This window comes from Sulfitobacter sp. TMED3 (genome assembly GCF_002167505.1).
Classification (GTDB): Bacteria; Pseudomonadota; Alphaproteobacteria; order Rhodobacterales; family Rhodobacteraceae; genus Sulfitobacter; species Sulfitobacter pontiacus.
Window position 1 is genome coordinate 15,256 of record NZ_NHBI01000069.1, and the last position, 23,240, is coordinate 38,495.

Here is a 23,240-nt window from a genome sequence, read left to right on the forward strand (position 1 = left end):
TCGGGGCGTGGCGACTAGAGGTTCAGAAGGATTTCGCGCAAATCAGGCTCTGCCACCAGTTCGGCGGCTTCCTTCGGGGGCATCCAGCGGCGGGTGCGCAGGTCGACCTCGGGGTATTCATCCTCGATGTGGCGGACGCGGGTTAGGTATACCTGTGCGATGACGGGCGTGGTCATCCCTTCGGACAGACCCTTGTCATAGTCATAATACCCGATCGGCTCGCTTTCGATATCGGCCTTGGACACGCCTGCCTCTTCCCATGCTTCGCGCAGGGCGGCACCGGCACCGTCCAGTCCGTCAATCGGCCAGCCTTTCGGCACGATCCACCGGCCGGTGTCACGGCTGGTGATCATCAGGACTTCTTTACCTTCGGGGGTTTCACGGTAGCACAATGCGGCGACCTGAATACGTTTGGGGCGGCGCCAGATGGGGAGGATCATCCCCTCCCACGCGCGTTTGAGTTCATGTATCATAATTAAAACGTTAACCTGTAACTTCGTTGTTCTTGCTTTTATCCGGTCATCGTAGCTGAAAAAGAGACGAGAATCAATTTCACCCCCGCAAACCCTTGTGCAGCGGCGGTGTGCATCCCACTGTTTGATGGACCTTATAGGAGACTTAGCGCGATGGCCGCAGATTTAAAGACCGCAGATATTGGCGTTTATGGTCTGGGGACGATGGGCAGTGCGCTGGCGCTTAATCTGGCCGAGCAGGGGTTCCGTGTGGCGGTCAGCAACCGCGAAGCCGATTGGATCGCGCCCTTTCTGGCAGAGGCCGGACCGCTGGCGGATCACCTCTCGGGGCACGCGACGCTTGAGGATTTTGTCGACAGTATCGCGCAGCCGCGCAGCATCTTGTTCATGATCCCGTCGGGTGCTCCGATGGATGCGATGATCGACGCGGTGATGCCGCTGCTGGATGAGGGCGACACCATCATTGATGGCGGCAACGCCGATTTCCACGACACCCGCCGCCGCGCCGCCGCCTTTGACGGTACGGGGCGGCATTTCGTCGGCATGGGCGTGTCGGGCGGTGAAGAGGGCGCGCGCCACGGCCCGTCGATGATGGTGGGCGGTACCGATCACAGCTGGACCCAGCTGCGCCCCATGCTCAGCGCGATTGCGGCCAAGTTTCAGGGCGCGCCTTGCGTAGATCATCTGGGGCCGGACGGGGCGGGGCATTTCGTCAAGACCGTGCATAACGGGATCGAATATGCCGACATGCAGATGATCGCCGAAGTCTACGGGCTGCTGCGCGACGCCGGTGGGCAAACGGCACCGCAGATCGGGGCGCTGTTTGAAAGCTGGCAGAAAGGGCCGCTCAGCTCTTACCTGATCGAGGTGTCTGCCGCCGCGCTGCAAACCGTGGATGCCGAGAGCGGGACGCCGATGGTGGATCTGATCCTTGATAAGGCGGGTCAGAAAGGCACGGGCCGCTGGACCCTGATCGAGGCGCTGAAGCTTGGCCAGTCTGCCAGCACGATCGAGGCGGCCGTCGGTGCCCGTGGCTGGTCGAGCGAGAAAGCCTTGCGGGTCGCGGCGGCGCCGCTCTTGCCGGATGCGGTGACCGGCGGCACGCTGCCAACCGAGGATGAGATGAAATCGGCCCTGCTGGCCGCGCGCATCCTGNGTCACGCGCAGGGGTTCCGCGTTTTGTCTGCCGCCTCTGACGAATTNGGCTGGCANCTGGATATGGCCCGCATTGCAGAGATCTGGCGCGCGGGCTGTATCATCCGGTCAGCCTTGCTGGACGATCTGGCCGATGCGTTCCACGCAGGATTGCCCGAGGGGGCCTTGATCCTCGCCCCCGCCATCCGCGATATGCTGGGCGATCACCTTGCTGGCCTGCGCAAGACCGTCGCNGCCGGGGTGAGCCTGGGNGTGCCCATGCCCGCGCTNAGCGCGTCACTGGCGTGGTATGACAGCATCCGAACCGCACGCGGGTCTGCGAATTTGATCCAGGCGCAGCGCGACTTTTTCGGCGCGCACGGGTTTGAACGCGGCGATATCGCGGGGGCGCACCACGGGACATGGAACGCGATCCGGCGCGACTAGGNCGCTGGTNTAGCCNCGGCGCAGGGNCGATTGNGCGAAAGGGTCTGTCTCGTAGGTGACATGCGACAGATACAGACCCTGCGGCGGGGCGACGGGGCCGCAGGCTTGACGGTCCCGCGCAGCGAGCATCNGTTTCACATCGTCGGGCGCAAATGATCCGGCCCCGACGCGTTCAAGCGTGCCCACGATGCTGCGCACCTGATTGTGCAGGAANGACCGCGCGCGCACGTCGAACTGCACCTCGACACCGCCGCCGACGGGATGCTCTGTCATATCCACGCGGTCCAGCGTTTTGACCGGCGTTTGCGCCTGACAGATGGTCGAGCGGAAGGTGGTGAAATCATGCTCGCCGATCAGATGGGNCGCGGCCTCGCGCATGCGGTCGATGTCCAGCGGCTTCTTGACCTGCCAGACCAGCCCCGCCTGATGTGTCGCCGGAGGGCGACGTACCAGCACACGAAACAGATACCGGCGTTCGAGCGCGGAAAANCGGGCGTGAAAGTCATCATCCACCGCGACGCAATCGACGATCGCAATGGGCAGTGGTTTCAGATGATAGTTGATCGCCTCGGACAGGCGGAACGGGGTCCAGTCACGTTCCATATCGCAATGGGCGACCTGCGCCAGCGCGTGGACACCGGCGTCGGTGCGCCCTGCGGCGGCGATGTTATGGGCGCGCGGTTCGATCTTGGCCAAGGCGTCCTCTATCGCGCCTTGGACCGACGCAAGGTCGATCTGGCGTTGCCAGCCGACAAAAGGTGCGCCGTGGTATTCGATTTTCAGGGCATAGCGTTGCATGGCGGGCGTTTACCCTGAGGGTGNCCATCTGGCAATCCCTGACCCGCGTGCCTATGTTAGAGCTTAACGACNGGTGAAGGCGGGCACGGGCTTTGGTACTCTCAAGAATTGCCGATGGCATATGGCGGCAGGTGGAAAATGTGCAGGACGGCGTGTCCGAGACGTTTTTCGAGCCTGTGATCCGTCTGGGCGTGACCGGTTTGGCGCGCTCCGGCAAGACCGTGTTTATCACCTCGCTTGTGGCGAACCTGCTGGANCGCGGGCGGATGCCGGGGCTGCTTGCTGCTNCCGAAGGGCGGATCGAGGCGGCGTTCTTNCAGCCGCAGCCCGACGATACCGTGCCGCGGTTCGANTATGAAAACCACCTTGCNGCGCTGACGGGGCCCACGCCGCATTGGCCCGACAGCACCCGCGCCATATCNGANCTGCGCCTGTCCTTGCGGGTGCGGCCAAACGGCTTGCTTGCGGGGTTTCAGGGGCCGCGCACGGTGCATCTNGATATCGTGGATTACCCCGGCGAATGGCTGCTGGATCTGGCGCTGATGGATGTGGATTATGCCACGTGGTCGGCGCAGGTGCTGGCGCGGATCGCCAACCGCGAAGAGGCCGCGGGCTACCGCGCGCTGGTGGAGGGGATCGACCCCGAGGCGGCGTTGGACGAACCCGTGGCTCAAGCGCTGGCCGCCAGCTTTGCCGAGTATNTGCAAACGGCACGTGCGAATGGCTATTCCGACTGCACACCGGGGCGGTTCCTGCTGCCCGGTGATCTGGCCGGATCGCCGGTGCTGACCTTTGCGCCCCTGCCGGGCGGCGAGGGGCCGCGCGGGTCACTGCTNCGCGAGATGGCGCGGCGGTTCGAGGCGTATAAGCGGCGGGTGGTCAAACCGTTCTTTCGCGATCACTTTGCGCGGATCGACCGGCAGGTCGTGCTGGTGGATGCGCTTGGCGCGATCAATCAGGGCCCCCGNGCGGTCGAGGATCTGCGCGCTGCCATGAGCGATATCCTTGGCAGCTTCAAACCCGGACGCAACGGATTTCTGACGCAGCTTTTGCGCGGCAAACGGGTCGAGAAAATCCTCTTTGCCGCGACCAAGGCCGACCATTTGCACCACAGTCANCACGCCAGCCTCACCGCGATNATGGAGGCGCTGACACGNGATGCCCGCGANCGCGCGCGCTTTGCGGGGGCTCAGACATCGGCCATGTCGCTGGCGTCTTTGCGTGCCACGACCGAAGCCACGATGACGCACAACGGCGAAACCCTAGAGGTCGTGCGCGGCAGCCTGCTGGATANCGGCAAANAGGCCGCGTTCTATCCCGGTGAACTACCCAAAGACCCGGCACATCTTCTAAGTCCGGCGCGGGCGGGGGCGGAAAAATGGCTGGATCAGGATTATCAGATCATGCGTTTCGCGCCTGCTCGGCTGAACCTGCGCCCCGGTGACGGGCCNCCGCATATCCGTCTGGACCGCGCGGCGGANTTCCTGATCGGGGATCGTCTGTGACCGGTGACGATGTGACCATCGCACCCGCGCGGGTGCTGGATGCCGGNCGCCTGTCAGAGGTGATGGCNTGCGCCAATGCAGANCACGATTGGCTGCCTCAGGCCCACAGCCGCGCAGAAGAGATCGGCACACTGGGNGACATGATTGATGTGGGCTGGGTGCAGGTGGCGCGGACCGAGGGGCATGTTGTGGGCTTTCTTGCACGGCGTGCGGCCGAGATTCACGGGCTGTATCTGCACCCCAAGGCCCAAGGCAAAGGCATCGCGCAGCGTTTGCTGAACGGGGCCAAGGCGCAAAGCGATCGGCTCGCGCTGTGGAGTTTCGAGGCGAACCTGCGTGCGTCGCGGTTCTACCGTGCCGCGGGCTTTATCGAGGTGGCGCGCAGCGACGGGGCAGGCAATGATTTCGGGCTGCCCGATGTNCGGTTTGAGTGGATGAAAGGGGCGGCGTGATGGCCAAGGGTCCGGTGCTATTNGATCTTGAAGAAGACACAACCGCGCGGCCTTCGGTATCGGATGCGCCGCCGGTGCCCGANGTNGGNGCNCCCGCGCCGCAAGGGCAGGCGATGCAGATCGCGGCACGGCTGGCCGCGCGCAAGCCGTCNAAGCTGGTNCGNCTGTTCTGGTGGCTGCTGACCACGCTGNTCGGCGCGCTGGTGTCCATTGCCGCGTGGAACTTTATCATGGGGCTTCTGGCGAGCTATCCGCTGTTGGGGATGGTGATGACCGTGCTTATTGGTGCGGTGCTGTTGGTTCTGGTACTGCTCTGTCTGCGTGAATTGGCGGCGTTTAGCCGTTTGGCGCGGCTTGACGGTTTGCATCACGATGTGGGCGAGGCGCTGGCGCAGAATGATCTGANNGCNGCGCGGGCTGTGACGGACCGGNTGGTCGGCCTGTATCAGGGCCGCGAGGATACCCGCTGGGGNCGCGACCGTCTGGCAGAGCTGCGCGGCGATCAGTTGGATGCGCAGACCTTGCTGGCGCTGACCGAGGCAGAGCTGTTAGGCCCTCTCGACATCGCCGCCAGCCGCGAGGTCGAGGCGGCGGCCCGTCAGGTNGCGACGGTGACGGCGCTGGTGCCCNTGGCGCTGGCCGATGTGGTCGCGGCGATGACCAGCAACCTGCGCATGATCCGCCGCGTNGCCGAGATATACGGCGGGCGCTCGGGCTTCTTNGGNTCNTGGCGTNTGACGCGGGTGGTGCTGTCGCATCTGGTGGCGACGGGGGCCGTGGCTGTGGGCGACGACATGCTGGAACCGATCCTTGGTGGAACGATGCTGGCAAAACTGTCGCGCCGCTTTGGCGANGGGCTGGTNAACGGTGCGTTGACNGCCCGCGTNGGCGTCGCCGCGATGGAGGTNTGNCGCCCCATGCCGTTCTCNGAANCNCGCCGCCCNAAGGTGCGCAGCATCATCAAACGNGCGNTGTCGGGNCTGTTTTCCAANGGCAGCTAGATGCCGGGGCGAGGGGGCTTGTCGGTCGATCTGCTGCGGCCTATAAGGCNGNNNATGANCCGGANNTCCGCGATCATTATNCGAATTATTTNCCCGGCGCTCTGANNNACGAGACGCCGGGCNGAGGTGNTTGAGNNNNTCGCACCGCANCNGANGATATGNATCCATNCCNANATNNNNTTGCNNAAGGACGCCNGCCATGTGCGCCGANACCCCNGANACNCNNGACTATAANNCCACNNTGAACCTGCCNAAAACCGATTTNCCGATGCGNGCGGGNNTGCCNAANCGCGANCCCGAATGGCTGGAGCGGTGGGAAAAGATCGGCGTCTATGACCGNCTGCGNGAAAANCAGGGGCGCAAGCCNTTCACGCTGCACGACGGCCCCCCCTATGCNAANGGCAACCTGCATATCGGCCACGCGCTGAACAAGACGATCAAGGANATGATCGTGCGGTCGCACCAGATGATGGGCTTTGACGCGCGCTATATCCCCGGTTGGGATTGCCACGGTCTGCCCATCGAATGGAAGATCGAGGAACAGTACCGCCAGAAGGGCCGCGACAAGGACGATGTGCCGATCAANGATTTCCGCGCCGAATGCCGCAAGTTCGCCGCCGGCTGGGTCGATGTCCAGCGCGAGGAATTCAAACGTCTGGGCATCACCGGCAACTGGGCTGATCCCTATCTGACGATGGATTTCCANGCGGAACGTGTGATCGCCGAAGANTTCATGAAGTTCCTGATGAACGGCACGCTNTANNANGGCTCCAANCCCGTGATGTGGTCGCCGGTTGAAAAGACCGCGCTGGCCGAGGCCGAGGTCGAATACCACGACAAGGAAAGCTTTACGATCTGGGTGAAGTTCAAGGTTGTTGGCACGGATGACGCCANCCTTGANGGCGCTCACGTCGTGATCTGGACCACGACGCCCTGGACCATGCCGTCCAACAAGGCCGTCGTCTATGGCGAAGATATCTCTTACGGTCTGTACGAAGTCANCGGCCGCCCCGAGGAATCCTGGGTCACCATCGGTGATCGCTATCTGCTGTCGGACAGCATGGCGATGGATGTGTTCGGGCGTGCGCGTCTGGANGACACNATGGTGCGCCGTTTGCGGGATGTGACGCAGGNCGAGCTGGCAAAGATCAAGCTGCANCACCCGCTGGCGGGGGCCGAAGGCAGCAATGGCGAATGGGACGATCTGCGCGACTTCCGCGCCGCTGATTTCGTGACCGACACNGAAGGCACGGGCTTTGTCCATTGTGCGCCGTCGCATGGTCTTGAGGAATATGAACTTTACCGCGGTCTGGGGATGCTGGATCAGGTGATCACCTATAACGTGGTCGAAGACGGGTCTTTCCGCGCCGATCTGCCGTTCTTTGGCGGNAAGAAGATCCTCAAACCCAACGGCAAGGAAGGCGACGCCAACACNGCCGTGATCAACAAGCTGGTCGAGGTCGGCGGGCTGCTGGCGCGTGGCAAGATCAAGCACAGCTATCCGCATTCCTGGCGCTCCAAGGCTCCGGTCATCTACCGCAACACGCCGCAGTGGTTTGCCGCGATCGACCGGCCCGTTGGTGACGGGCAGGACACATTCGGCAAGACCATCCGTGAACGCGCCCTGACCGAGATCGACAACGTCAACTGGGTGCCCAAAAAGGGCCGCAACCGTCTGCANTCGATGATGGANGCACGCCCNGACTGGGTNCTGTCGCGTCAACGGGCCTGGGGTGTGCCGCTGACCTGCTTTACCAAGAATGGCGCGCTGCCAACGGATGAAGACTTCTTGCTGCGTAACCCCGAGGTCAACCAGCGCATCGTCGAGGCGTTCGAGGCTGACGGTGCGGATGTCTGGTACGAAGATGGCGCGAAAGAGCGGTTCCTTGGCGGCATCGTGAACCCCGACGACTATACCCAAGTATTCGACATTCTGGACGTGTGGTTCGATTCCGGTTCGACCCACGCCTTCGTTCTGCGCGACCGCGAGGATGGCTCGGAAGACGGTATCGCGGATGTCTATATGGAAGGCACGGACCAACACCGCGGTTGGTTCCATTCGTCGCTGCTGCAATCCGTGGGCACCACGGGCCGCGCGCCTTATCGTAACGTGGTGACGCATGGGTTCACGCTGGATGAGAAGGGCATGAAGATGTCCAAATCCATCGGCAACACCATCGTTCCCGAAAAGGTCGTGCAGCAATATGGCGCGGATATCCTGCGTCTGTGGGTGGCGCAGACCGATTATACCGCGGATCAGCGGATCGGGCCGGAAATCCTGAAAGGCACCGCCGACAGCTACCGCCGTCTGCGCAACACCATGCGCTATATGCTGGGCGCGCTGTCGGACTTTACCGATGCTGACCGGACCGAACCCGCGGAGATGCCAGAGCTTGAACGCTGGGTGCTGCACCGTGTGGCAGAGTTGGATCAGATCGTGCGCGAGGGCTATGCGCGCTACGACTTCCAAGGCGTGTTCCAGGCGGTGTTCACCTTCGCCACCGTTGATCTGTCCGCGTTCTATTTCGACGTGCGCAAGGATGCGCTGTATTGCGACGGCGACACGCTGCGCCGTCGTGCTGCGCGCACGGTGCTGGATATCCTGTTCCACCGTCTGACGACGTGGCTGGCCCCTGTGCTGGTGTTCACCATGGAAGAAGTCTGGCTTGAACGGTTCCCCGGCGACGAAAGCTCGGTTCACCTGACGGATATCCCTGAAACGCCCAAGGCGTGGCTGGATGCCGATCTGGCGGCGAAATGGGCCAAGGTGCGTGCCGCGCGGCGGGTTGTGACCTCGGCTTTGGAAGTGCAGCGGGTCGAGAAGGTCATCGGGGCCTCGCTTGAGGCCGCACCGATGGTGTTTGTTGCCGATGACGCTCAGCGGGCGGCGCTTGAAAGCGTTGCGTTCGAAGACGTTTGCATCACCTCGCAGATCGCCATCACCGGCGATGACGCCCCGGCAGAGGCGTTCCGTATGCCAGAGACCGACGGCGTTGCCGTGGTGTTCGAGAAAGCGTCGGGCGAGAAATGCGCACGCTGCTGGAAGGTGCTGCCGGATGTCGGCACCCACGCTCACGCGGGCGTATGCGCCCGGTGTGACGAAGCCGTGTCCTAAGATGACGCCGCGCCGCTTGCTCCGGAAACTCGGGTGAAGCGGCGCTGCATCCCCACGCGCTTTGGCACCTTGGTCGTGACCGAGGATGCGGGCGCGATTACCTACCTGCATTGGGGGCAGGATGCCCTACACCAAGACAAAAGCGCACTGCTGGATGACGCAGAGGCGCAGTTGCGTGCCTATGATGCCGGGCAGCGGACACAGTTCACTCTGCCACTGCGCATTGGCGGAAGTGCCACGTTGCAAGCGGTCTGCGCCGAGATGTCGGCGATCCCCTTTGGCGATACAGTGACCTACGGCGACATCGCGACCAAACTGGCGATCCCGGCGCAAGTGGTGGGGCAGGCCTGCGGGCAGAATCCTGTNCCNGTCATTGTGCCGTGCCACCGTGTGATGGGGGCTAAGGGGTTGACCGGATACTCGGGTGCTGGCGGGGTAGAGACCAAGATCGCCCTGCTACGCCACGAAGGGGCGGCNGGNNTGCTNATCTAGTTTAGAGGTTTCGTGCNGCTGCNTTGGCCCTGCGCGCCTNTATCAGGCCTCGCGGTCGTAAAGATACTGCTGCGCGACACCGGCAAACATCAGATAGACGCTGGTNATGATCAGGCCCCAATGGGCCCAGCTTTGCGGGTGNAAATCGACCCACGCGGCCCANCCGGCAAAGAACGTCCAGCCCAATGCCATGGGCAGGGTGACCANGCGCCAACGCTCTGTCCGGACGGGNTGCACGAATTTCAGCGGGGCGAACATGGTAATGGCCAAGACCGTGACAAGCACCAGCGACACCCACCATGGCGGCGACAGGGCAAAGAGCACCAGTACCAGCATGTTCCAGCATCCGGGGAAGCCCCAGAACGAGTTGTCCTTGGTTTTCATGCGTGTGTCGCAGAAATACATGGCGCTGGTGAAGGTGACGATGATGATCATGACCCAACCGCTCCACCCGTCCATGAGGCCGGAATGGAATAGCGCNAAGGCCGGAATNAACACATAGGTGAGATANTCGATGATCAGATCAAGCAGCACGCCGTCGAATTCNGGCGCGTTGGTTTTTACGTCGTATTTACGCGCCAGCGGCCCGTCGATCCCGTCGACAAAGAAGGCGACAACCAGCCAGAGAAACATCATATCCCAGCGTTCGTCGGCGGCAGCAAGCATGGCCAGCATGGCGAAAATCGCACCCGTCGCAGTGAACAGATGGACAAGAAGGGCACGGGAATGAATATTCATATGCGACAGATGACAAATCTTTTCGACGGATGCAAAAGGAAAAGCGTGTGTTGCCNCGCAGGCTTGGGTTGACCCCGCTCGCGATTCCGCCTAAAGCCAGCAAACCAATTTCAGGGTTTGCCGTAGCGCGGCCCATATGGGTATTGCACCGGATCGCCGGAAATGCCCCGCAGCAAAAGGATAGACCCATGTCGCGCGTTTGCGAATTGACCGGAAAAGGCCCGATGACGGGCAACAACGTAAGCCACGCCAAGAACCGTACACGTCGTCGGTTCTTGCCAAACCTGAACGATGTCACCCTGCAGTCCGAAGCACTGGGCCGCGGTTTCAAGTTCCGCATCTCGGCAGCTGCTTTGCGCACTGTTGACCACCGCGGTGGCTTGGACAAGTTCATGGCGAAGGCNAAGGACACTGAACTGTCCGTCAACGCGTTGAAAGTTAAGAAAGCAATTGCAAAGTCCAGCGCCACAGCCGAAGCGCTGTCGTAAGACTTTCCAATCGTTACGATGTTGTAGCCCTGGCCCTNGGCCGGGGCTGCGTCGTTTTGGGCTGGTGCTTTTTCAAGCGCTTCGTCTAGGGTGCGGCCCATGANCCTGCGTTCCCTCTCGGCTTTGGTTCTGGCGTTGATGCTGGCCCTCACGGGTCAAAGCATGGCTGTCGCGCGCGGGGCCTCTGCGGCTACGGGGCAGATGGTGTTGTGCACCGGTGCGGGCCCTGTNGCGATTTATGTGGATGCGCAGGGCAAGCCGACCTCGGCCCCGCATATCTGCCCCGATTCGGCGCTTAACGTTGCAATGGCAGGCGCGGTGGTTCTGGCGGCCGCACCGATGCGGATCGTGACNTTTGTCGCGCCGGCGGTGCATGTCCTGACAGCCGATGTGCCGCGACGTAAAACGCGCCACGACCCAAGGGCCCCGCCTGTCGCTGTCTGATCCACACCCTTCACAGACATTTTGAATATGACGACAGGATATACCAATGACACCTGCTTTGCTGACCCGCGCTGTCTGCGCATTGTTTCTCTTTTCCGCCCCTCTCGCTGCCGAGGGCATCATGGTAGATGACGCCTACATCCGCAGCTCGACCGCGAAATCCACCTCCGGTGCGGCGTTTATGGTGGTGATGAACCACTCTGGCGCGGATGACCGNTTGATCGGGGCGTCCTCNGACGTGGCCGANAAGGTCGAGCTGCATTCCCANACCTCTGACGACAATGGCGTCATGCGGATGGGCGAGATCGAAGGCGGCGTGGCCATTGCNNCGGATGACATGCANNCCTTCAAACGNGGCGGCGANCACCTGATGTTCATGGGCCTGAAAGGCCCGCTGGNGCAGGGCGCGATGGTGCCCGTNACNCTTGAGTTCGAAAANGCCGGNNNGGTCGANATCGAGGTGATGGTCGATCAGGATCGCAAGCCGAACCATGGCGCGATGAAACACGACAAGATGAAGCANGACCNCGGTGATATGGATCACACCGGTCACGAGATGCCGAAAGACTGAGCCTTTTCGCCCCCATGAATGGTAGCGGCCCGATCTGTGTTAAANCGCGGGCCGNTGCTGGGGTGGGGNGCTCAAGAGTTGCTCCACCCAATCGGTGACCACACGTGTCGCCGGACCGGTGCGGTGTTCGGCGAACTGGTTCCCCACGGCNGAACGTTCGAGGTTCAGCTCTACCGTATGGGCCCCGTTGCGCCGCGCCTCTGCCACGAAACCGGCGGCGGGGTANACGTTGCCAGAGGTGCCGATGGCTGCAAAGATATCGGCCTCGGCCAGATGGTCAAAAATCTCGTCCATGTCATAGGGCATTTCGCCGAACCAAACGATGTCGGGCCGCGCGGCTGGGGCATTGCAGGCGGGGCAGGGATCACCGACNGCCATGACCATAGGTGCGGNCCAACGGTGGTCACAGGCAGCGCAGAGCGCCGAATTCAGCGCGCCGTGCATATGGATCACCCGCGCGCCGCCCTGTTCGTGCAGATCATCGACATTCTGCGTCACAATCACCACCTGTCCGGCATAATTCGCCTGCAGTCTGGCCAGCGCTTGATGCGCCGCGTTCGGTGATACCTCTGCTGCCTGTTTGCGGCGACCGTTATAGAAATCCACAACCAGTTGCGGGTCGCGGGCATAGCCTTCGGGAGTGGCGACGTCCTCGACCCGGTGCTGCGCCCAAAGCCCGTCTTCGGCGCGGAAGGTATCAATGCCGCTTTCCGCAGAAATGCCCGCGCCGGTCAGAATGACGATCTTGCTCATGTCAGCCCCTTTGTTTTACGCGCCAAGTGAACCAGCCGCGCAGCTTTTGCGCAAGCGGTCAGCCCTCTAACGCCTCGAAGCTGGAAGAAAGCCACGGCAACTGCGCCACCGTCGGCGCGATCATGTGGGACCGAAGCAGTTGCCGCATCGTGTCGGCAATATTCTGGGGCACCGGCCCCGTCCAGTCTGACCCCGCAAACAGCGAGATCTGTCGCGTTAATCCGGGCGTGGGGAGCGGGTGCACCGCAAGCTGCTGGTGAAACCGCTCTGCGCGGCAATAGCCGAAGGGCGTCGNGATGGCCCAGCCGATNCCCCGNGCCACCATCGCCATCAGGGCGAGATGGCTGCCGATCTCGAATTGCGAAGGCAGGGTGATATTGCTGCGCGTCAGGTGGTTGTTGATCTGGTCGGCGATCAACTGGTCTGCCGCGTANTTAACGAAGGGCAGGGCGGATCGCCCCGTCATCAGCGCGGCGCTGTCGCCGTCAAAGCTGGCGGGGGNGACGATCACAAAGGGATCGCGGGCCAGAGGAATCTCGATCAGCCCGCTTTTGGCATCCCCGCTGGTGGCNGCAATGGCGATATGAAGCGATTTGTCCTGCACCGACTGGATCAGCCCCTTGCTGCCGTCGGTCACCATGCGAAAGCGACAGCCNGCCATACTGTCGGCCAGNAGGGTCGCCAGACGCGGGGTGACATCGTTGTCAAAGTCGTCGATCACGCCAAGNCTCAGGTCGCTGAGGTTGGCAAGATCCATGACCGTCAGCTCGGATTGCGCGAGCCGGATATGGGTCAGCGCCGCGCCGCTGTGNCGCAGAAAGCTTTCGCCCGCCGCGGTCAGGCGCATGGGGCGCGTGCTNTGGTCGATCAGGGCGGTGCCCATGGCGGCTTCTAGGTTGCTGATCTGCTGGCTCACGGCGGGTTGGCTTAACCCTGTCAGCGNNGCGGCCTGTGCGACCGANCCACGGCTGGCCAAAGCCTCGAACACCTCTATACCGCGCAGGGTGATGCCNTTTTTNATCATGNTGCTNGNCCCCTTCGTTCTTTCCAATTTTGTGAAGCATGCCCGATAAATTGGCAAGCTTGTCGCGGATCATGCACCCATAGTTTCACAAAAGTGAAATGAGCCCTGGGGTGGGGTGGTGGTACTTGAAGCTTGGCTGCGCGCGGCGCACCATAAGGGAAATCACGCACCCGGAGGCCCCATGAAAATCGCAACCGCCGCATACCCGCTGGATGTCCTGACCAGCTGGGCGCAATATGAAGACAAGCTTGCAGGCTGGGTCGCGACGGCGGCCGCCAGCGGGGCAGANCTGTTGGTTTTTCCCGAATATGGCGCGATGGAGTTGGCGACGCTCGCTGGCCTTGACGTGGCGGGCAATCTTGAGGCGTCGCTGTTTGCNGTCTCTGACCGGTTGGCGGATGCGGATGCGGCGCATCAGAAACTGGCGGCGGAATATGGCGTGCATATCGTTGCGGCATCGGGGCCCGCGGTGACGCCTGCCGCNGCNCGTCCGGTGAACCGCGCACGTCTGATCACCCCTTCAGGTCAAGTCGGGGTGCAGGACAAGCAGATCATGACCCGATTCGAACGCGAGGTCTGGGGCGTNGTCGGCGGGGAGCCTCTGCGCATCTTNGAGACNACATTGGGCAAGATCAGCATCCTCATCTGCTANGANAGCGAGTTTCCNCTGCTGGGCCGTGCTCTTGCCGATTGCGANATCATCGCCGTGCCGAGCGTGACNGAGGCGCTGGCAGGCTANTGGCGTGTCCGNATCGGATCCATGGCGCGGGCACTGGAAAATCAATGCGTTACGGCCATGTCATCCTGCATCGGCCCTGCGGATTGGTCAGAGGCGCTTGGCACATCTTACGGGGCAGGCGGCATCTTCTGCCCGCCGGATGTGGGCTTTCCATCCACCGGAGTCCTTGCCGCCGCNGAGATCAACGTGCCCGGCTGGACCTTCGCCGAGGTCGACATCGCCCAGATCAGCCGCGTGCGNGCAGACGGGGTGGTGTTGAACCGAAACCACTGGGAGGATCAGTTCGGGCGTGACGCAACGGCCATAAACGTGCCTTTGATGTGAATACCCCTTGAAAAAAGGGAAAATTGCGCCCATTTAAGCCTGCGTCCTGAAATTGCAGGGCAAAGTGTTCAAGGAGAGACCATGGCCAAGGAAGACACGCTCGAATTCCCCGGTATCGTGAAAGAACTTCTGCCGAACGCGACGTTCCGGGTCGAGCTTGAAAACGGCCATGAGATCATCGCACATACGGCAGGAAAGATGCGCAAGAACCGCATCCGTGTTCTGGCTGGCGATAAGGTACAGGTGGAAATGACCCCCTATGATCTGAGCAAAGGCCGGATCAATTACCGCTTTAAATAATACGCTTTTCCGAGAATCACCTGGTGGTTTTCGGGCAGCGATCTAGGATCGCATATGAGTTTTATCCTCGGATCAGGAAGTCCGCGCCGCAAGGAATTGCTGGCGCAAATCGGCGTNGTGCCTGACGATATTCGCGCGCCCGATATCGACGAAACCCCCCATNCCGCCGANCTGCCGCGCCCCTATTGTGCGCGTATGGCCCGTGAAAAAGCCGCCGCGGTGCAGGCGGGGGCCGATGATATCGTGCTGTGTGCCGATACCACCGTCGCGGTGGGGCGGCGAATCCTGGGCAANCCNGCGGATGAAGCAGAGACGATCCGTTTCCTGCGCCTCATGTCGGGGCGTCGCCACAAGGTTATCACGGCNGTCGCGGTCAAGCGCGGNGACAAGCTGTGGCAGCGCGATGTGGTCAGCACCGTCCGCATGAAACGACTGTCNGACGCCGAGATCACGGCCTATCTGGCAACCGNTGACTGGCANGGCAAAGCCGGCGGCTATGGTATTCAGGGNCCGGCAGGNGCCCTTATCCCGTGGATCAGCGGATCATTCACCGGCATTGTCGGCCTGCCACTGGCCGAAACCGCAAACCTGCTGCGTGCTGCAGGATATGTTTTCGCAGGAGAGACCTCATGAAGGGCCGTACGATCGTTCTGGACCATTTTGGCGACATCGAAGCCGCCGCGCTGATCGTGGACGGCAAGCTGGATGACCTTCTGATCGACAGCGACGGCCCGCGCCCCGGCACGATCTACCGCGCCATCGCGGATCGTCCGGTCAAGGGGCAGGGGGGGATGTTTTTGAAAACGCCCGACGGCTCTGCTTTTCTGCGCCAGATCAAGGGGCTCGCACCNGGGCAACCCATTCTNGTGCAGGTNTCCGGCTATGCTGAACCCGGCAAGGCCGTTCCCGTCACCCAGAAGCTGCTGTTCAAAAGCCGCTATGCTATCGTGACGCCAGGCGCACCCGGCACCAATATCTCGCGCAGTATCCGCGACGAGGAAGAACGGGACCGGCTGCTCGAAATCGCGCATGAAGCGTCCGACGGGGCCGCACATGGCCTGATTCTCCGGTCCTCTTGCGCTGGCTCGGATGCCGATGACATCGCCGATGATATCGACGCGATGCTGGCGCTGGCGGACAAGGTATTGGACGACCCATCCACCGACATGGAGGTCCTGTCCGAAGGCGATGGTCCGCATATTCTGGCTTGGCGCGACTGGGTCGAGCCCGCCGACGTCGTGACCGACCCAGGTGGTTTTGAAACCCATGGCGTGTTGGACACTGTCGACAGCCTCTCGCAGCCGCGCGTCGCGCTTGACGGTGGTGCCTTTCTGTTTGTGGAACCCACCCGTGCGTTGGTGGCCGTTGATGTGAACACCGGTGCGGACGTGTCCCTTGCTGCCGGGATCAAAGCGAATATGGCCTGTGCCCGCGCCTTGCCCCGTGCCCTGCGTCTGCGCGGGTTGGGCGGGCAGATCACGCTTGACCTTGCGCCCATGCCCAAAAAAGATCGCCGCCCGTTCGAGACCGCGTTGCGCCAGGCCTTCCGCGCCGACGACGTGGAAACGACGCTGGTCGGCTGGACCCCGCTGGGCCACTACGAACTGCACCGCAAACGCGCCCGTATGCCTTTGGCCGAGGTTCTGAAGTGACCTGCCCGATCTGCGACCGTGAAACCTCTCCCAAGTATCGCCCCTTCTGTTCCGGGCGCTGCGCTGACGTGGATCTGGCCAAGTGGCTGAACGGCAGCTACGCGACCCCCAGCCGCGACCCCCAGGATATCGAGGCCGCAATCGAAGCCACCGAGGCCGCTTTGAACGCCCCCGACAAGCCGCATTAGAATTTTCCGAAAAAACCTTTGCCAAACATGGCAAAACCCTCTGGACACCCCCGCCGCAAACTCCTAGAACCCGCACACCCGACCACTACGGTGGTCTCCGGTGCCCGGGTAGCTCAGGGGTAGAGCAGTGGATTGAAAATCCTCGTGTCGGTGGTTCGATTCCGCCCCTGGGCACCATTTAAACAGCTAACACATTGGTAATGCTTCAGCTTTTAGCCACTGCTAGGAGCCGTAGACCATGTCGGAGACCATTTGCCCCCCGTTCACTTTCGTTAAGGGTGGGGTCTATTACTTCAGCCGACGCATTCCGAAAGAGCTGAAGTCTCATTATTTGGCGCAGGCCACGACCAAACCACCGGCTGTTCAAACCCGTGCAACTGTCACTCCCTTTGTAAGGGCGGCCCACCCGCCGTTTGCCTCAGCCCGAGCCAAAGCTTCCGATCATTTCGGGTCCGCCAAGGCGACGCTCAGCGGAACCGAAACCATTTGAACTACCATCCAAGGCCAAGCTCATCACGAGTATCCGAGTGTCGGAGAGGAGATCCAGTTTAAGTGGCTACGTGGCAGCTTTGTCCCGCGTTGGGTCAGTTCGGCCCGCATCACGTTTTGCTCTCGCAGCAACGGTCGGCAATGTCGGCTGCGACCGCAGCATCGAAGGACTGGGACGGATGTGGGCTCTGGGCCGTTCGCTGCGTCCGACACGATGGGTGGCTTATGCACTTTGACGGTAGGTGCGAAGATTCCCTATAAAGGTAGGGAGATCGGCTATTTAGCTTTAGATCGCCGAACGAACGGAGAATTTGCCCCGCAACCCTTCGCTTACGTCATCGCGCGCTGGCGGCGGCGTTGTTGGGTTGACCACAGACGGTACACCTCAAGAACGGCCAGAGGCGCAAAATGCACGAGAGCCGCGCCGACGCCGCCCCAATCGTGCAGGGCAGCCCAGTGGATGAGGGTTAGTATAGCCGCAGCATAGACAAACTGCTGTAGCTTTTTCCACGACCGCCCAAGGCGGCGCACCCATGCGTCTGTCGACGTAACAGCCAATGGCACAAAGATAAGAAAGGCGATCCAGCCGGTCCAGATGTACAGCTTTGATACCTCGTCGCCAGTGAAGGCTATGGCGCCTTCATCAACGAGGTAAAGCACCGTGTGGGCCAGCGCGTAGAAGAATGCGGCCACGCCAAGATAGCGCCGACGCTTCATCAGCCAGCGCGGCCAGCTCGCATCGCGAAAAAGCATCATCAGCGGGGTGATCATCATCGCGATGATCATGAACCGCGCGGCGAACTCACCGGTGGGATGCAAAAGAGTTTTGACCGCGTCCGGCGCGCCGGAGGTCAGGCCAAGGGTCATTGGAATGGCGGGGAGGCTCAAGAGCGCCCAGAAGGTGAGGGGGTGATCCCATGTGGATTTCAGCACGCAAATATCTCCGAAAGGTTGGTCGTTCTACGCGGGTCGCCCCGCGTATCTGTGGCGATCAGCATAACAGCGAGGCGAAATAATCTTCCCAGCTTTGATGCGGGCGTCCGGTCGCGGCTTCATAATCGCCGGAGGCGTCAAAGGCGCCGCGGCGGATACCGTCGTAGATGCCGCCGATAATCGGGCCGATAAAATCGCCAAGCTCGGCGGTGCGGTCAGCGACATAGTCTTCGGCCGACATGCCGCGATAGGTAAGCGCTGTGCCATATGCGGCGTTCATATACTGCGTTAGTTCCGCCTGAGTGATCGGCGTGCCGTTCAAATCAAAGGTTTGACCGTTCAGCTCGTCCCGCGTCAGCAAAGCGGCATAGGCATGGGCCAATTCGGAACGGGTCGTGTAGCCGCATTTGCCGTCCCCCGCGCTGTTGGCGATCTCGCCCTTGGCGCGGTAGCTGTCGATATACTCAACGTCAGGCTCGATGTAGATGCCGTTGCGACCGATGGCCCAGTCCAGACCGCTGGCGCGGATGTCGGCCTCGGTCTGGCGGTTGCTCTGCACGACGGGTGAGAAGGCGGTCCCAACTTCGGGACCTTGAATGCTGGTGTAGACGATCTTGCGAATGCCGGCGGCCTTGGCCGCCTCGATCACGTTACGGTGTTGGCCGATGCGGTCTTCGGGCGGGGCCATGCCTGAGACGAGCACAAGGGCATCAACGCCCGCAAGAGCAGTCCGAAGCGCGTCCGGCTGATCATAATCGCCGGGGCGCACCTCGATCCCTAACTCGGTGGCATTGCCCGGCGTCCGGGCGAGGCCGATGACCGAGGCGTGATCTGTTCGTTCTATGAGTTTACGGACGATTTCTTGACCGAGTTGTCCTGAAACGGCGGTGACAGCATAGCGCATCGGGCTCTCCTTTGACTGGGATCTCGCTGGCAGGGCCTGACGGGCCCTGCCATGTTGCGGATATTAGCCGTGGTAGGCTTTGCTGACGGCAAAGCTGTCTTCGAACCAGTGCCACAGCACCACCTGACCATCGCGGACCTTGGCACGCAGGGCAAAGGTGAAGGGGCCAGTCTCTTTGCCGGATTTCGTGGTTATGCCGCTCATCTTTCCAAAGACGGCAACGGTGTCGCCTGCGGCAAAGGCATCTGTGTTGTCCCAAGCGGTTGTCTGAAAATTCTGGCCAAAGACGCCAAGAAAGTCGAAGACTGCCTTCTTGCCGCGTGCCTCACCGATCCACGGCAAGCTTTCGTCGCCCTCGTTGTGCCAGACCATATCGTCGGCCATCAGGGCCCGCATTTTCTCCATATCGCCCGCCCCCATAGCGCCCATGAAGGCCATTACGGTGTCAAAGCTCTCTTGTGTAACTGTGTCCATGTCTTTTGCTCCTGCGTGTTGTCCGAGAATGATGGCCAGAGATGCGCCGAGTGAAGTTTTCAGAAGGGTTCTGCGTTTCATGTGTCGCTCCATATCGGGTGCCCCGAAGGAATGGGGCCTTGGTTAAGTTCAAGATTTCGGGTGCCACTCCGCGCGGTACCCGAAAAGTTCGGGCCAGCTCAGCTCTCAGGCGGCGTCGGTCCAAGTGAGCTTGGGGTCTTCGCGGAAGGCAAAACGCTCGAGGTGGCTGGTAATGACCTGCACGACCTTATCGAGCGCGGCCCGGTCATCGGCTGTCGCGCTCAGTGACAACTGGCCCTTTGTTGCGGCCAGTTCACATGCCCCGAAAGGCAGTTCGATATGGCCGTTTTGGCGCGTGTGGGTGACGGGCACCTTGTGGCCGAAATGTTTGCAGAGCGTGCCCAGATAACGTTCTGCGCTTTCGGTGTTGAGATGAGTGGTCGCTTTCATGGCGGTGTTCCTCGTGTTGCAAGGAACATCTATTCCCGGCGGATTGATCGGGGTATTCATGGAATCCAGAAGTGATAGTTCCGGCAGGCCGAACAATGATCGATCATCTAAAGCATATGGCCATCTTCGTCCGGGTGGTGGACGAAGGCTCGTTCCGGGCCGCGGCGAAAGCCCTTGGCGTCGCACCGTCGCGGGTGAGTGAAACCGTCTCCGAACTCGAAGATTTCCTTGGCGTGACACTGCTTTACCGCACAACCCGCAAGATCGCGCTCAGCAACGAAGGGCGGATGTTCTACGCCCGGGTGACCGACATGCTGCGAAGCGCCGAAAGCGGGTTGAATGACCTCAACGCCCTGTCGTTGGAGCCTGTGGGTGCGCTTAGGGTGTCGATCCCTGCCTTTATGTCGTCATCGACCCTGTCGACGGCGATCGCTGAATTTTCCCGTCTTCATCCGCAAGTCGCCCTGTCGCTGGCTTTTTCGGACCAGAGGATGGACCTTATCAACGATGGTTTTGATGTGAATATCCGGGCGGGCTGGCTCGACGACAGTGCGATGATGTCGCGCAAGCTGGGTGAAAGCGCGCGCGCCTTGGTGGTTGGCAGCGACTATGCCGCAACGCGCCCGGCCCCCGAACATCCTTGCGATCTGGAAGACTGGGACTGGGTGCGCTACCGACATCGCTCAGACTATACCCGCCTTAGCGGCCCCGGTGGGGAAGAGGCGAAAGTTCTGGGCCAAGCCCGGCTGGAAGTGGACAGCGTGGATGCCCTCTACCATTTCGCCTGCAAGAACCTTGGCGCCACGGTTCTGCCCGAGCATCTCGCCGCCCGGGGGGAGGCGGAGGGCAAACTGAGCCGCCTGTTCCCCGATTGGCGGCTGAAACCGTTGGGAATTTTTGCCGTCTGGCCAGACACCTCGCGTCGCGAGAACCTCACGCTTCTGTTCGTTCGGTTTTTGGCAAAAGAGCTCCATCAATAGGACGGTGCCTATCGGCCCATTTGGTCCCGCATGAAGGGGGCATCTGCCACGTCGCGATAGATTACCTCATGGTGCGGCCAAGTGAGGCTTTCGCTGAACGAAGCCCCGGTGCAGGTGGCTGAACGCAAGGCCGAGAGATACGATCTTTGCCCAGTCCTCGCTCCTTCATCGCAACCCTTTCGCAAGGTGATCAAGCAGCAGCCGGACCTTTGGCGAAAGATGCCGGTTCTGCGGATAGATCGCCCAGATGCCATCGTCCGGCGCGCGATACGTATCCAAAACAGAAATCAACCGACCGGCCCGCAGTTCCGCCTCGACATAATAATCCGGCAGTTGGATGATCCCGAGGTTCTTCAGCGCCGCATCGACCAGCGATGCGCCGCTGTTGCAGCGGAGATTGCCTTTCACCCGGATGTGGCGGGTGGTTCCTTTTTCCTGAAACCGCCAATAGCCCAAAGTGCCTTGCAAACAGTTGTAGCCGTCAAGTTCGGACAGGGTGTGCGGGGTTCCGTGAGCGGAAAGGTATTCGGGTGCCGCGCAGGTGTAATGCCTGCGAGAGGCCAGTCGCTTTGCCATCATGGAGCTGTCTTCCAACTCTCCCAGCCGGATCGCGAGATCGTAGCTTTCCGCTACAAGATCGAGCAGCTGATTGGTCAGCCTGAGGTTGACCTCAAGATCAGGATAGCGCCGCACGAAGTCGTTGACCAAAGGCGCGATGCGGTTCTCGCCATATGTCACCGGGGCTGTGAGATTGAGCCGTCCCTTGGGGCTTTGATGCAGATCGGTGATCGCGCGCTCGGCTTCGGCCAGCCCATCAAGCACCTGCCGGCAATGGTTGTAATACACCTGACCCGTCTCGGTGATCGTGACCTTGCGCGTGGTGCGGTAGAACAGCTTGGTGTCCAATCGCGCCTCAAGTGCGCCGACTTGGCGGCTGACCTGAGCCGTAGAAATACCCAAGCTGTTGGCAGCAGCTGTAAAGCTTTGGGCTTCAGCGACGGCCACAAATTCTGATACCCCCTCCCAACTCAGCATGATGTTCCTTTCAATCTTAATGGCGGAATAACTATTGCTAATAGGTAACGGTGTTTTGCAGTTATCCGGGATTATCGCCAGTGGGAAACAGTGTAAATGACTGTCCCTACACCGTCACCCGCCAAAATAGTCCTAACCGCGAAGTGAGACCCATGACCGATATCATCAAATGCAAAGCGGCCGTCGCCTGGGCCGTTAACGAACCTCTCTCGATCGAGGAAATCGACGTAATGCCGCCTAAGGCTGGCGAAGTGCGCATCAAAATTATCGCCTCGGGCGTTTGCCATACCGATGCTTTCACTTTGTCGGGCGAAGACCCCGAAGGCCTGTTCCCGGTCATTCTGGGCCATGAAGGGGGCGGGATTGTCGAATCCATCGGCGAGGGCGTCACCAGCGTGGCGGTGGGTGACCATGTCATCCCGCTCTACACGCCAGAATGTGGCGAGTGCAAATTCTGCAAATCCGGCAAGACCAACCTCTGCCAGAAGATCCGGGAAACCCAGGGGCGCGGTCTGATGCCCGACGGCACCAGCCGGTTCTACAAGGATGGTCAGCCCATCCTGCACTACATGGGCTGCTCAACCTTCTCGGAATACACAGTGCTGCCCGAGATATCGCTTGCCAAGGTCAACCCCGACGCGCCGCTGGAGGAGGTCTGCCTGCTGGGCTGCGGCGTCACTACCGGCATGGGCGCGGTCATGAACACCGCCAAGGTCGAGGAAGGCTCATCGGTTGCGATCTTCGGCATGGGCGGCATTGGCCTGTCCGCCGTGATCGGCGCGACCATGGCCAAGGCCAGCCGGATCATCGTGATCGATATCAACGAAAGCAAATTCGATCTTGCCCGCAAGCTGGGCGCCACCGATTTCATCAACCCCAAAGATCACGACAAGCCCATTCAGGACGTGATTGTCGAGATGACCGACGGCGGCGTGGATTATTCGTTCGAGTGTATCGGCAACGTCAATATTATGCGCTCGGCGTTGGAATGCTGCCACAAGGGCTGGGGGGAATCCGTTGTCATCGGTGTCGCAGGGGCAGGGCAAGAAATCTCGACCCGTCCGTTCCAGTTGGTCACGGGCCGCGTCTGGCGGGGGTCGGCCTTTGGCGGGGTCAAGGGACGCTCCGAGCTACCTGACTATGTCGAGCGCTACATGAACGGCGAATTCAAGCTGAATGATTTCATCACTCACACCATGGGGCTGGAAGAGATCAACGAAGCCTTCGACCTGATGCATGAAGGCAAGAGCATCCGTTCAGTCATCCACTTCGGCGAATGATCGTCTCCCGGTCGCGCCGTCTGTAGGCGGGGCCGG

Annotated in this window: 24 protein-coding genes, 1 tRNA gene and 1 pseudogene; 16 read left to right on the forward strand and 10 right to left on the reverse strand. The window is 61.3% G+C overall.

Annotated features, from left to right (window positions below; genetic code table 11):
* Positions 1-14 precede the first annotated feature (14 nt).
* Positions 15-473 carry an NUDIX hydrolase gene (locus CBB63_RS15680; protein ID WP_009826145.1) on the reverse strand — a complete coding sequence of 153 codons (459 nt, stop codon included), beginning with the start codon at positions 471-473 and terminating at the stop codon, positions 15-17.
* Between the two features lie 153 nt (positions 474-626).
* On the opposite strand from CBB63_RS15680, the gene gnd reads away from it, so the two are divergent.
* Positions 627-2,054, forward strand: a complete 1,428-nt coding sequence (gnd, locus tag CBB63_RS15685; protein ID WP_286699808.1) for an NADP-dependent phosphogluconate dehydrogenase — start codon at positions 627-629, stop codon at positions 2,052-2,054.
* Positions 2,055-2,084: 30 nt separating this feature from the next.
* On the opposite strand, the pseudogene truA reads toward gnd, so the two are convergent.
* Positions 2,085-2,852 (reverse strand): annotated as a pseudogene (truA, locus tag CBB63_RS15690) (tRNA pseudouridine(38-40) synthase TruA); the annotation flags it as partial.
* A gap of 92 nt (positions 2,853-2,944) precedes the next feature.
* Between truA and CBB63_RS15695 the strand changes: the two are divergent.
* The 5 genes from CBB63_RS15695 (at position 2,945) to CBB63_RS15715 (ending at position 9,417) form a co-directional block, all read left to right on the forward strand.
* On the forward strand, positions 2,945-4,357 hold the full coding sequence (locus tag CBB63_RS15695) for a YcjX family GTP-binding protein (protein WP_286699809.1): 1,413 nt from the start codon (positions 2,945-2,947) through the stop codon (positions 4,355-4,357).
* Positions 4,358-4,497: 140 nt separating this feature from the next.
* Complete coding sequence (locus CBB63_RS15700; protein WP_502695957.1) at positions 4,498-4,809, forward strand: GNAT family N-acetyltransferase; 312 nt, start codon at positions 4,498-4,500, stop codon at positions 4,807-4,809.
* Complete coding sequence (locus CBB63_RS15705; RefSeq protein WP_286699811.1) at positions 4,809-5,810, forward strand: YcjF family protein; 1,002 nt, start codon at positions 4,809-4,811, stop codon at positions 5,808-5,810. The genes CBB63_RS15700 and CBB63_RS15705 overlap by 1 nt, the downstream gene beginning before the upstream one ends.
* Before the next feature lie 199 nt (positions 5,811-6,009).
* Complete coding sequence (ileS, locus tag CBB63_RS15710) at positions 6,010-8,925, forward strand: isoleucine--tRNA ligase (protein WP_286699812.1); 2,916 nt, start codon at positions 6,010-6,012, stop codon at positions 8,923-8,925.
* A gap of 33 nt (positions 8,926-8,958) precedes the next feature.
* On the forward strand, positions 8,959-9,417 hold the full coding sequence (locus CBB63_RS15715; RefSeq protein ID WP_286699813.1) for a methylated-DNA--[protein]-cysteine S-methyltransferase: 459 nt from the start codon (positions 8,959-8,961) through the stop codon (positions 9,415-9,417).
* A gap of 42 nt (positions 9,418-9,459) precedes the next feature.
* Here CBB63_RS15715 and CBB63_RS15720 read toward each other — a convergent pair whose 3' ends face one another.
* The gene (locus tag CBB63_RS15720) at positions 9,460-10,155 is read right to left on the reverse strand and encodes a CDP-alcohol phosphatidyltransferase family protein (RefSeq protein ID WP_286699814.1); all 696 of its coding nucleotides are present in this window, start codon (positions 10,153-10,155) and stop codon (positions 9,460-9,462) included.
* A 188-nt stretch (positions 10,156-10,343) separates the two neighbouring features.
* Here CBB63_RS15720 and rpmB point away from each other — a divergent pair, with 188 nt between their 5' ends.
* Positions 10,344-10,643 carry a 50S ribosomal protein L28 gene (rpmB, locus tag CBB63_RS15725; RefSeq protein ID WP_005851725.1) on the forward strand — a complete coding sequence of 100 codons (300 nt, stop codon included), beginning with the start codon at positions 10,344-10,346 and terminating at the stop codon, positions 10,641-10,643.
* Between the two features lie 565 nt (positions 10,644-11,208).
* Positions 11,209-11,658: a copper chaperone PCu(A)C gene (locus CBB63_RS15735; protein WP_502695958.1), complete on the forward strand. Its 450-nt coding sequence runs from the start codon at positions 11,209-11,211 to the stop codon at positions 11,656-11,658.
* Between the two features lie 39 nt (positions 11,659-11,697).
* Here the strand turns inward: CBB63_RS15735 and CBB63_RS15740 are convergent, their stop codons facing one another.
* Positions 11,698-12,411, reverse strand: a complete 714-nt coding sequence (locus CBB63_RS15740) for an NAD-dependent deacylase (protein ID WP_286699817.1) — start codon at positions 12,409-12,411, stop codon at positions 11,698-11,700.
* Positions 12,412-12,469: 58 nt separating this feature from the next.
* Positions 12,470-13,435: a LysR family transcriptional regulator gene (locus tag CBB63_RS15745; protein ID WP_286699818.1), complete on the reverse strand. Its 966-nt coding sequence runs from the start codon at positions 13,433-13,435 to the stop codon at positions 12,470-12,472.
* Between the two features lie 181 nt (positions 13,436-13,616).
* Here CBB63_RS15745 and CBB63_RS15750 point away from each other — a divergent pair, with 181 nt between their 5' ends.
* The 6 genes from CBB63_RS15750 (at position 13,617) to CBB63_RS15775 (ending at position 16,815) form a co-directional block, all read left to right on the forward strand.
* Complete coding sequence (locus tag CBB63_RS15750; protein ID WP_286699819.1) at positions 13,617-14,498, forward strand: carbon-nitrogen hydrolase family protein; 882 nt, start codon at positions 13,617-13,619, stop codon at positions 14,496-14,498.
* 81 nt (positions 14,499-14,579) lie between these two features.
* Positions 14,580-14,798 carry a translation initiation factor IF-1 gene (infA, locus tag CBB63_RS15755; protein WP_005851736.1) on the forward strand — a complete coding sequence of 73 codons (219 nt, stop codon included), beginning with the start codon at positions 14,580-14,582 and terminating at the stop codon, positions 14,796-14,798.
* Between the two features lie 54 nt (positions 14,799-14,852).
* Positions 14,853-15,431, forward strand: coding sequence for a Maf family protein (locus CBB63_RS15760; RefSeq protein WP_286699820.1), 579 nt, complete (start codon positions 14,853-14,855; stop codon positions 15,429-15,431).
* Positions 15,428-16,450, forward strand: coding sequence for a ribonuclease E/G (locus CBB63_RS15765; RefSeq protein ID WP_286699821.1), 1,023 nt, complete (start codon positions 15,428-15,430; stop codon positions 16,448-16,450). The genes CBB63_RS15760 and CBB63_RS15765 overlap by 4 nt, the downstream gene beginning before the upstream one ends.
* Positions 16,447-16,638: a DNA gyrase inhibitor YacG gene (locus CBB63_RS15770; RefSeq protein WP_009826161.1), complete on the forward strand. Its 192-nt coding sequence runs from the start codon at positions 16,447-16,449 to the stop codon at positions 16,636-16,638. Before CBB63_RS15765 ends, CBB63_RS15770 begins: the two co-directional genes overlap by 4 nt.
* A gap of 102 nt (positions 16,639-16,740) precedes the next feature.
* Positions 16,741-16,815, forward strand: a tRNA-Phe gene (locus CBB63_RS15775).
* A 642-nt stretch (positions 16,816-17,457) separates the two neighbouring features.
* Here CBB63_RS15775 and CBB63_RS15780 read toward each other — a convergent pair.
* The 4 genes from CBB63_RS15780 to CBB63_RS15795 form a co-directional block, all read right to left on the reverse strand.
* Positions 17,458-18,060, reverse strand: coding sequence for a protein-methionine-sulfoxide reductase heme-binding subunit MsrQ (locus CBB63_RS15780; RefSeq protein WP_286699822.1), 603 nt, complete (start codon positions 18,058-18,060; stop codon positions 17,458-17,460).
* A gap of 58 nt (positions 18,061-18,118) precedes the next feature.
* Positions 18,119-18,964 (reverse strand): SDR family oxidoreductase, encoded by an 846-nt coding sequence (locus CBB63_RS15785; RefSeq protein ID WP_286699823.1) that lies wholly within the window; start codon positions 18,962-18,964, stop codon positions 18,119-18,121.
* 63 nt (positions 18,965-19,027) lie between these two features.
* On the reverse strand, positions 19,028-19,438 hold the full coding sequence (locus CBB63_RS15790) for a nuclear transport factor 2 family protein (protein WP_286699824.1): 411 nt from the start codon (positions 19,436-19,438) through the stop codon (positions 19,028-19,030).
* Between the two features lie 186 nt (positions 19,439-19,624).
* Entirely contained in the window at positions 19,625-19,909 is a 285-nt protein-coding gene (locus CBB63_RS15795) for a DUF2218 domain-containing protein (RefSeq protein ID WP_278425988.1), read from the reverse strand.
* Positions 19,910-20,004: 95 nt separating this feature from the next.
* Here CBB63_RS15795 and CBB63_RS15800 point away from each other — a divergent pair, with 95 nt between their 5' ends.
* Positions 20,005-20,889 carry a LysR family transcriptional regulator gene (locus CBB63_RS15800; RefSeq protein WP_286699825.1) on the forward strand — a complete coding sequence of 295 codons (885 nt, stop codon included), beginning with the start codon at positions 20,005-20,007 and terminating at the stop codon, positions 20,887-20,889.
* 165 nt (positions 20,890-21,054) lie between these two features.
* Here CBB63_RS15800 and CBB63_RS15805 read toward each other — a convergent pair whose 3' ends face one another.
* Positions 21,055-21,924: a LysR substrate-binding domain-containing protein gene (locus CBB63_RS15805; protein ID WP_286699826.1), complete on the reverse strand. Its 870-nt coding sequence runs from the start codon at positions 21,922-21,924 to the stop codon at positions 21,055-21,057.
* A 164-nt stretch (positions 21,925-22,088) separates the two neighbouring features.
* Between CBB63_RS15805 and CBB63_RS15810 the strand changes: the two genes are divergently transcribed.
* The gene (locus tag CBB63_RS15810) at positions 22,089-23,204 is read left to right on the forward strand and encodes an S-(hydroxymethyl)glutathione dehydrogenase/class III alcohol dehydrogenase (RefSeq protein ID WP_286699832.1); all 1,116 of its coding nucleotides are present in this window, start codon (positions 22,089-22,091) and stop codon (positions 23,202-23,204) included.
* Positions 23,205-23,240: the final 36 nt, after the last annotated feature.

What these genes read in the sequence shown, in the direction of transcription:
- CBB63_RS15805 (WP_286699826.1), bottom strand. Translation starts at nt 21,924, where the DNA reads ATGCTGAGTTGGGAGGGGGTATCAGAATTTGTGGCCGTCGCTGAAGCC.
- CBB63_RS15790 (WP_286699824.1), bottom strand. Translation starts at nt 19,438, where the DNA reads ATGGACACAGTTACACAAGAGAGCTTTGACACCGTAATGGCCTTCATG.
- infA (WP_005851736.1), top strand. Translation starts at nt 14,580, where the DNA reads ATGGCCAAGGAAGACACGCTCGAATTCCCCGGTATCGTGAAAGAACTT.
- CBB63_RS15785 (WP_286699823.1), bottom strand. Translation starts at nt 18,964, where the DNA reads ATGCGCTATGCTGTCACCGCCGTTTCAGGACAACTCGGTCAAGAAATC.
- CBB63_RS15680 (WP_009826145.1), bottom strand. Translation starts at nt 473, where the DNA reads ATGATACATGAACTCAAACGCGCGTGGGAGGGGATGATCCTCCCCATC.
- CBB63_RS15795 (WP_278425988.1), bottom strand. Translation starts at nt 19,909, where the DNA reads ATGAAAGCGACCACTCATCTCAACACCGAAAGCGCAGAACGTTATCTG.
- CBB63_RS15800 (WP_286699825.1), top strand. Translation starts at nt 20,005, where the DNA reads ATGATCGATCATCTAAAGCATATGGCCATCTTCGTCCGGGTGGTGGAC.